This is a genomic window from Metalysinibacillus jejuensis, assembly GCF_003057615.1.
Taxonomy (GTDB): domain Bacteria; phylum Bacillota; class Bacilli; order Bacillales_A; family Planococcaceae; genus Metalysinibacillus; species Metalysinibacillus jejuensis.
In genome coordinates this window covers 1-8,684 of sequence record NZ_QAFW01000066.1, presented here as the reverse complement: position 1 = coordinate 8,684, position 8,684 = coordinate 1, and the positions used below count along the sequence as shown (strand labels likewise).

At 32.8% G+C, this 8,684-nt stretch carries 8 protein-coding genes and 1 pseudogene; 3 read left to right on the top strand and 6 right to left on the bottom strand.

Going from position 1 to position 8,684, the window contains the following annotated elements:
• The 3 genes and pseudogenes from DDE80_RS12980 to DDE80_RS12970 form a co-directional block, all read right to left on the bottom strand.
• Positions 1–763 (bottom strand): IS4 family transposase (locus tag DDE80_RS12980; RefSeq protein ID WP_108308305.1); only part of this gene is annotated, 763 nt, incomplete at its 3' end.
• Positions 764–886: 123 nt separating this feature from the next.
• Positions 887–1,450, bottom strand: coding sequence for a hypothetical protein (locus DDE80_RS12975; RefSeq protein ID WP_108308303.1), 564 nt, complete (start codon positions 1,448–1,450; stop codon positions 887–889).
• A gap of 44 nt (positions 1,451–1,494) precedes the next feature.
• Positions 1,495–1,899 (bottom strand): annotated as a pseudogene (locus tag DDE80_RS12970) (IS110 family transposase); the annotation flags it as partial.
• 710 nt (positions 1,900–2,609) lie between these two features.
• Between DDE80_RS12970 and DDE80_RS12960 the strand changes: the two are divergent.
• The 3 genes from DDE80_RS12960 to DDE80_RS12950 are packed head-to-tail and all read left to right on the top strand — an operon-like array spanning position 2,610 to position 6,052.
• A complete protein-coding gene (locus tag DDE80_RS12960; RefSeq protein ID WP_108308300.1) occupies positions 2,610–4,574 on the top strand; it encodes a hypothetical protein in 1,965 nt (654 codons plus the stop codon).
• Positions 4,564–5,439 carry an ATP-binding cassette domain-containing protein gene (locus DDE80_RS12955; protein ID WP_108308298.1) on the top strand — a complete coding sequence of 292 codons (876 nt, stop codon included), beginning with the start codon at positions 4,564–4,566 and terminating at the stop codon, positions 5,437–5,439. Before DDE80_RS12960 ends, DDE80_RS12955 begins: the two co-directional genes overlap by 11 nt.
• Positions 5,426–6,052 (top strand): hypothetical protein, encoded by a 627-nt coding sequence (locus tag DDE80_RS12950; protein WP_108308297.1) that lies wholly within the window; start codon positions 5,426–5,428, stop codon positions 6,050–6,052. Before DDE80_RS12955 ends, DDE80_RS12950 begins: the two co-directional genes overlap by 14 nt.
• Before the next feature lie 103 nt (positions 6,053–6,155).
• Here DDE80_RS12950 and DDE80_RS12945 read toward each other — a convergent pair whose 3' ends face one another.
• Genes DDE80_RS12945 through DDE80_RS15795 form a run of 3 tightly spaced genes read right to left on the bottom strand, consistent with a single transcriptional unit; the run spans position 6,156 to position 8,341 of the window.
• A complete protein-coding gene (locus DDE80_RS12945) occupies positions 6,156–6,902 on the bottom strand; it encodes a LytR/AlgR family response regulator transcription factor (protein ID WP_108308295.1) in 747 nt (248 codons plus the stop codon).
• A gap of 2 nt (positions 6,903–6,904) precedes the next feature.
• Positions 6,905–8,179, bottom strand: coding sequence for a sensor histidine kinase (locus DDE80_RS12940; protein WP_108308293.1), 1,275 nt, complete (start codon positions 8,177–8,179; stop codon positions 6,905–6,907).
• A gap of 60 nt (positions 8,180–8,239) precedes the next feature.
• A complete protein-coding gene (locus tag DDE80_RS15795; protein WP_108308291.1) occupies positions 8,240–8,341 on the bottom strand; it encodes a cyclic lactone autoinducer peptide in 102 nt (33 codons plus the stop codon).
• Between the last annotated feature and the right edge of the window lie 343 nt (positions 8,342–8,684).

Below are 8,684 nucleotides of genomic sequence, written 5' to 3'. Positions count from 1 at the left end.
GTACCATATCGAGTTGAATGTATTCGGTGTGTTTTTTTAACGTCCCGTTTTTGAACATTTCTGGCGCAGGGTTCTTAATATAAATCCTTGTATTGAGCTTCAACCGTGAAATATAGTACGCCTTTTTCTCATGAATGGCCTGTAAGTCGCCTAAATCGAAGTAGCCAAGATCGCGCAGGCATAAATCGCTGGCCTCTACCGTTTGAAGACAGATGGTTCCATACGTTTTATCATTGTTTTTTCCTGGTCCAACATGTACGTTCAGAAATTGACCACTTAGTAAGTCGTATTCCAATTGGATTTTTACGCCTGCCGTGTTACTACTGCCACCCGATCCTTGATAATCATGAGCGAACGCATCTGGCAGTTGAAAGATGGTCGCATCTAAAATACGGATTCGCTTAAACCAAGACAGCAAGGTGTCGGGGAGTGATTGGTTGGCACAGAGCTTTTGTGCAAGAAGCGCCTGAAAGACCTCGCGAAGATAAGCAACGGCAGCTTGGTTAAAGCGTTGATTCAAGCCTTCTGCGCTCATCAACACACCCGTCGAAGCCTCTAAACGACTACACAATTGGATAAGAGATGTGCTCCCAACCTCCTGACTAAGCCAGACACAAAGGGCAATGAGTTCGTTCGCTTGATACTTACTCGCACGCTTGACAAAGCCAACGCGTTTTGCGATGTCTTGTAAGACGGTTGGAGATAAACAATCGCGTAATTCTTGTGCGAAAAGGTTCAATTCATTGGATAGGATTTGATGCATGAAAAACGCCATCCTTTCTTGTAAACTACTGATGTTAAAGAAAGAATAGCGTTTTTTTTATGTTGGGGGTATTGATGTGCTTAGGTTGATGGGTATGTGATGCTACCCCTTTTACTATGGTATCTAGATTTTAGAGTAGTCTTTTCTTCTTTTAAACCAAAGAGTTAAAAGTGTTCCAATAACTACTGCTGCAATAAAAATACCATATATATTCCCATTGAAAAACAAGGTGTTCGTGTACTGATTTACGATATTTCCACTATATCCTTCTTCGAATGGATTATATGGATGATTTGATAAAGCGCTTAATGTACTTGAAACATATGTTATTTGCAATATAGTCCCCATTACAAGTAGAATAACCCCAAACATGATATGTTTTTTTAATTCAGATAGTGGTTGCTGTTGAAAGCCTTGATAAATTCCTTTACTTAAAATAAATAAAAGGATAAGAAAAATTGGGATTAGGAAGTATAGAACAATAAGACCTAAATTCCCATTACCAGAAACCGCTTTATTTGGTTGTGGCTTGAAAGTAACTATATCTATCAGGAAGAATAATAAAGTACTTGTAATAAGAAGAATAATAAAAGTTGTAAATAAGGATTTATTAAAATTTGATTTAATAAACTTATAGCCAATAAAAAAAGCATAAATTGAAATGATTAATAAAAATATAGAGTTCACCCTCGAATCCTCCGTTTCTTTACTTAAGGTGGGCTTTGCTCTAGACGTCCATCGCGCATTAAACGGGCGATGACGAGCGCATCTTTTTGGTCATTTTTCGTCTGCAGGTTGTCGTCGAGTTCTTTCGAGCGATTGACGTGCATCGGATTGACCATCACGAACGGAATCCCGTACTGTGTAAGAAACGCAGCTAAGTTCATCCAGTAGTGACCTGTTGGCTCGAAACCAACAAGGATTTCTTGTTTTTCATGCGCCTGTTTGAGCGCAAGTAGACGTTCGTAAAACGCTTCAAATCCAATGCGCGATTGGAAAATCGGAAAGGATTTTTGAAGCACACGGCCACGATCATCTACTGCACAAGCGAAATGTTTGTGCTTGGCGATATCGATGCCGATGACTAAAGTATTTTCAGAAACTTGATTAATTTTTTCATTCGTATTAAAATTCATGATTGTAAGTCCTCTCTGTGGATGTGCGAGTCAATTGTCTGGTTGACACTCAAACATCATACGAGAGGGCTTTTTTGTTTTCAAGTCCCCGAAAATTCTTCTAACAGGAATGCTCCTTTGATTGATACGTCTATCGTACCGGAGGTGCCTGATGTTTTATATGCGTTATTTGATTACGGGCTTACAATACATCCGCTGCATATCGAAAAATGGCTAGTTTTTCTTCACACTTCTTCTTTCGTTCAGCGTTCATTCTTTCTTCTAGGAATTATGCTGCATGTAGTACATCTCCTTACGAAAAAGGAGCCAGATTTTATATTAAGTTGGTTCATTGATGCAAGAATCATGCCTGTAAAGGCTTGATATCAATCTAAGTGAGTTGATCGATTAACAAGGAAGGAGGTTAGTTTAACGGTAAATAACTTAGCATTCCAGGGTGGAAAAGTATGGCTGTAATCATAGTTATAAAATATAGTTTTGACATTACAGAAGTCGAAATTTATACATTCATGAATAGTAATTCAACGTTTAGGAAAAATCGGTTTATATTCTTTGGATTGATTTAATATAGATTTAGAAATAATTGTTAGAGGTGAGTAGGATAATACTAATAATAAAAGATGTACCATCTAACTGATACATCTTTTTAGTCTATTTTATAAATGTCAAAGAGAATGATAAAAAAGAAGATTTGAGGTGATTATTATATTATGAGGTTACTAAATTTATGTCTATTTTATTTTAAAGAAATGATGACCAGTAAGCTTTATCTAGGAATGCTCTTTTTATTTTTTGTTACATTTATTCTCCGTTTTATTTTTAGAATAACGGATGATTTTGGTATGTCGGATTATGGGAATTTGGTCGGGGAAGTTTTTGTCCCAATAGGCATCGCATTTTTACTCTATATTGTATTTTTTTATCGTTCATTTTCTAACGAATTGGCTTATAATGTTCAAAATTTCTTTTCAGATTCGTATGTTATTTTAATACAAAAAATAATCGCTCAGGCCATTGTTCATGTAACAGTTCAAGTACTATTTATAACATCACAAATTGGTTGCTTATGGGTGTTTTATTGGCGTGTTGGGGTGCCATACACGTCGTTTTATTTAGAGGCAGCACAGTTTCTATATATCTATTATATAACGACTATTTTTATTGCGTTTGTCCTTGGAATTATTATCGCAATGATGTTGAATAAAAGTAAAATCAGCTTTGTCGTCATTTTTATTGTGTGGTTATTGTTAGGACCACTGAATACAACAATTTTTTCTAGTTATTTTCGAGAAATACCTGCTGCTAGTTTTCAGTCTTTTTTCTATGTGACGGTACAAAATATCAGTGATGTTTATCGGTCCTATTTAGGTTTTGCTTTTTCTTATGGAACGCTATGGAAGGCTTTAGCTTGGGTTTTCCTCAGCATATTTGTGATTGGATTATGTAGTTTGAAGTGGTGTCGTATCTCACGTCAAAGAATATATACGATTGGAACGTTGATGATTACATTTGTTTTATTTTTAACAAGTGTATTTATAATGGCGAGAACGAATTCAATGGCTTTTCAATTTGCAGATGCTGAAAAAGAGAATCAGTTTTATCAAGGGTACAAGCAGAAACAGCCTGCAGATCTCGGATATTTAATCAATGAATATGAGATTAAATTAGGTAGCCCAATAGAAGTAAAAATCTCTTTTAAAGAAATGGATACAACTACGCCAAGTTTTCAATTGAGTAATGCTTATGTAATTGAAAAAATTATAGATAGTAAAGGAGAATCAGTTGAGTTTGAACGTGATGGCGATCTAGTACATATAAAATCGAGTGGTACAAATGAATTGGTATTTTTTTATCAAATAAAAGAGCCATCTATTCAACGAGATAGACTGCTTTTGACTGGCAGTATGGGCTGGTATCCAAAACCGTATGAAGGTCCGATTTATCAATACAATGAACAGAGAGAAAAGCTAATTCCTCTGGTACCTACTAAAGATTCATTTAAATTCAATGTATATAGTGAGCATGATGTTATTACGAATATCAATAAAATTTCTAATCATTTCTATCAAGGTGAAGCAAATAGTTTATTTGTCATGCAAGCCGATGTGAATAAGTACGAATTTAATCAATATACGATAATTTATCCATTAGATTGGTCTGAAAATAAGGAACAATTTAATAAAATAATTGAATTAACAGAGTTGGTGCACGGCGACTTGAGCAAGTTAGGATTAGATGTAAAACGGATGCCTGAACAATTTATCTTCCAATCAAATACGGGATTAGGGCAATTATACGAAAGAACATTAGTATATCCAACTGATTCGCTTTATCCAATCGATTCAATTTATACGACCTATCTAACCCCACCGAAATTAGTGGAAGCATTTGTAGAAGATGCTCACGTATATTATGAGTGGGCAAATATTGTAGCGAATATTTTGGTAGATCAATACGAGCTTGGTTTAGGTGGAGATCTCTATCCAATGTCGTTCATTTCGTTATCAGAAGAAGAGCATGCAATAGCCACTAAAGTATATTCAACGCTATTTGAAGTGGATAGAAATACTCAACAGGAATTATTGAAAAAGTGGTATCAGCATAGGGAGATATTGGACAATAATTGGACTTTAATCGGCCAGTTTATAGAGGAGGCGATGACTGATGCGAATTGAAATTCAAGGTGTATCTATTCGTATGAAAAAACGGTATATATTACATGATATTCAATTAAATATACAAGGGGTATACGGTTTGATTGGACCAAATGGAGCTGGGAAAACAACATTAATGAAGTTTCTAGCGGGATTAATAAAAGCTGAAAACGGATCAGTTTTGATTAATGGAGAAGAATATTTAACTAAAAAATATATCCGATCGAATTCGATGATTGGTTATCTACCACAAGAATTTATGGTGTATCCGGATATAACGGTCTATGATGTACTGAATCATATTGCGGTTTTACAAGGAATTGGACAAAAACAAGAACGGCATCAACTAATTATGGAAGTGCTAGAGAAAGTAAATTTGTTGAATCATGAGTACAAAAAAATGAATGAGCTATCTGGAGGTATGAGAAGAAGGGTGGGGATTGCACAACTTCTTATGAGAAAGCCATCGATTCTTTTATTTGACGAGCCAACAGCAGGTCTTGATATTGAAGAACGTATAAGATTCCGAAACTTGCTGAAAAGCTTATCTAAATCTCATATGATCATTATTTCATCTCACATCGTAGAAGATATCGAATTTTTATGTACGAAGATTGGTGTTTTAAAAGAGGGGCAAATGGTTTTTGAAGGCTCACCTGAGGAACTGAATAAACAAGCGCAAGGCTTTGTTTATGAAAAGGATGTTGCAGAAGTAGAGTTAGATGAGCTTATGCTTTTAAAAAATGTTGTACAGATTAAAGAGAATGGTGATTTTTATACAGTTCGATTATTTTCCACGCAGCCAGAAGAAGGGGAAATCGTTAAACCTCAGTTAATAGACGGTTATTTAGCAATTGTTAGAGGTGAAAAGCATGGAATATATTAGAGAAATGTTCATTTTTGATCGTAAAACAATGGGGAAAATATTTTACCTTCCCTATGTAGTTTGGACAATTATTTTTACTGTACTCATTTTCTTTACATTTGATTCAGACAGTATTTATACAACGTATATTATGATACAAGGAATCTTCATTCCAATGTGTTGCTGGCATCTTATCTTTCGATACAGTGAAATATTTATTCATGGCGCAAAAGATACGTTATTACCGTATTATAAAAAATGGATAGCGTATGATTTCCTTAGTTATGGTTTTATTCATGTACTATTGACAGGGGCATTGGTGCTAACTATTTTTTTGAAATACGATTATTTGAATATAATTACGATTTTATATTTACCATTATTAATAATATTTTATCTGTGTACAGGTGCTTTTCTTATTTTTTTCACTGGAAGTATAGAAGTGACGTTAACACTTATTTGCATTTACACAGTCATTGAAGTAGTGACGCAAGGAACTTTTATGCCTTGGCCAAGAATATTTATTTTTCTAACACCTTTATGGGATCGGTTTATGATAAGTAAATTCTTATTGTTGGGAGTAATTATTATCGGACTATTCTTAGTATTGTATAGAAAAGTGCAGCGAGCTTAATTTACTAGTAGCAATATCAATGGATTTTGTTGTACGTTATTGAATGAATCGAATTAAACTGAACAATTCTTCTTAAATTTAGAATTGTTCAGCCATTAAGGAATTAATTATGTATACAGCCGATTGATTTTAATTTTTCTTTTAATAACTTTATTTTTCTAAATGATAACGGACATTGCTCCCCATTTTTCATTAGAATACTTTTAGTCTGTAAATTCACTTCGTTAATATTTCTTAAATTTATAATATACCCTCTATGACATCTAAAAAAAGATTTATCGACGTCTTCAATTTCGCTTAAGGATTGATAAAATTCAAATTTACCGTGAAATGTAGTTAGTATGATTTTGTGAGCAAGATTTCCAACTTGAAAATATAATATATCGTCTATGTTAATATTTTTTATATACTCCCCTATTTTTATTTGGAAATAGTTTACTTCAGGCTGTTCTCCTATTTTTATATACTTTTTATAGGCTGTAACGATTGCTCTAATTACACTTGGGTGAATGTCATTACTATCTTTTGTAATAAAATCTAGCGCTTCCACTTGATATTTATATGTTAAATATAGCATTTCTTCATGAGTTGTAACAAAGATAATACTAGCAAATGGTTGATATTGCCGGATTGTTTTTGCTAAATCTAGGCCTGTTACATCTGTTCCTAAATCGATATCTAGGAAAAAGCAATCGACCTTTTCAGTTAAGAGGAGGTTTAATACTTTTTGAGCAGAGGCGGTATTTAAAATAACTTGTATTCCATTTTCTTCAATAAACGCATAATTATAAATGTATGATTCTAATTGATTTGCAAACATAAGATTATCTTCACAAATAACTACCTTCATTTTTATTCTCCTTTTAAAAATAATTCTGCGTTAAACCAACAATCATTTATCCAAATATTTAAAGTTAATTCAGGCGAATTATCTATAATCTTTTTAATATTAGCAAGACCTAATCCTTGTCCATAAATTTTTGTGGTGTACCCTTCAGTAAATATCTTACTAATATTAATATCTGTATTTTTCAGTTCGTTTTGAATAACAAATAAGGTGAAAGTATCTTGCTTTATAATGGCAATATTAATTCCCTTTGTACCTTCTTCAATACAATTTTCAATTGCATTATCAATAAGATTACCTAATATTCTAGTTAAATTAATCGAGTTTGATGGTACCTTAATGGGAGAGGGTACTTCTATAGTTATTGCTAAATCCTTTTCTATTGCACTGCTAGCTTTATTAAACAATAGACCTTTTAAACTTAGATCTTGAATGTTATTTAAATTACCTAGAATTTTATTGCTCTCTAGAGTTTTAATTTCAAATTTAAAAATACCTTTATTAAAATATTCTTCTAATCCATTTAGATCTCTTTCTTTTATATAACCTTTTATGCCAAGAAGTATATTTAAATAATCATGGCGAAACTTTTGCATTTCACTATTAACTTTTTCTACAGATTGTACATATTCAGTGAAATTTTTAAATTCAATTTCATTTTGTTTAACAACGTAAATTTTAATATTAATATACACGATAACGCATATTAAAGTTAAGGTTAGCATAAAGTAGAAAATTAAAAATAAGGTATTTACCCTTAATGCTTCAATGCTAGTTTGATTATAGATTCTAAAAATATTAAAATAAAAAATACCTAATGTAATTATGACTAATAAAGTAATTACCCAATAGATACTTGAAGGTATTTTTAAATTATAGCGCGTTTTTAGTGAATAAATTAGATAGATTATGATGAGATGTATGATAACAAATAAAATTAACCTTAAAATTAACCTGTACGTTTCAGTATGTATGATAATACTATATATAAAAGTGGTAGCTAGGTGGTCCGAAATAATAGCTATTATTACAATAGATATCCAATAGAGTATTTCATTTTTTCTTGAGACAGAAAAGTAAAGGACTAAGCTAATTATGAGATAGATAATACCAAGCCAGTATACAAATTGATAGATAATAGAAGCGGGTATAAAGACTTTTATTATGCTATTTAATAATTCTTTACGAGTTATTTTTCTACCTGATAATAAATAAAATGACGCGACTATTAAAACATATTGAACTGGTAAGTTGATAAAATTAATAATCCATTCAACCATCAAATACCCCCCCTATTTATACCAATTATAGTATTAATGGGGGGGTGAGTATAGCGGATTTTAATCTTCTAATTCTTTTGGAACTTCAATTTCGTGTAAAAATCCAAAACACATTTGTTGAGTAGCTAAATCTCCGATAAATAAAATAATGTTTCGGGCCACGTCTGTTGATTAACTAAATTTTCCTATAAAAAACTAATAAAAAAGAGAGATTCCATGTAAAATGTAAGTTACCACACCAACATTTACGAGGAGGAATCTCTAGGCTCGCGAATACCACGATTTTCACATTACTTCAAAACTTTATTTCACAGGAAGAGCTGGACGGGATTCTAGCTGAGTTTCAGTTTGAAGATACGGCTCGTAAATGTCATGTAGCGACACTTTTAGACTACTTGGTTGGTGCTGCTACATTTGAATGGAAAAGTATGCGCCACGCTGCGGATGTTGCACCCGCACACGGCTTAAAATCAGTGGACTATTCGACACTTTCAAAACGTTTAGG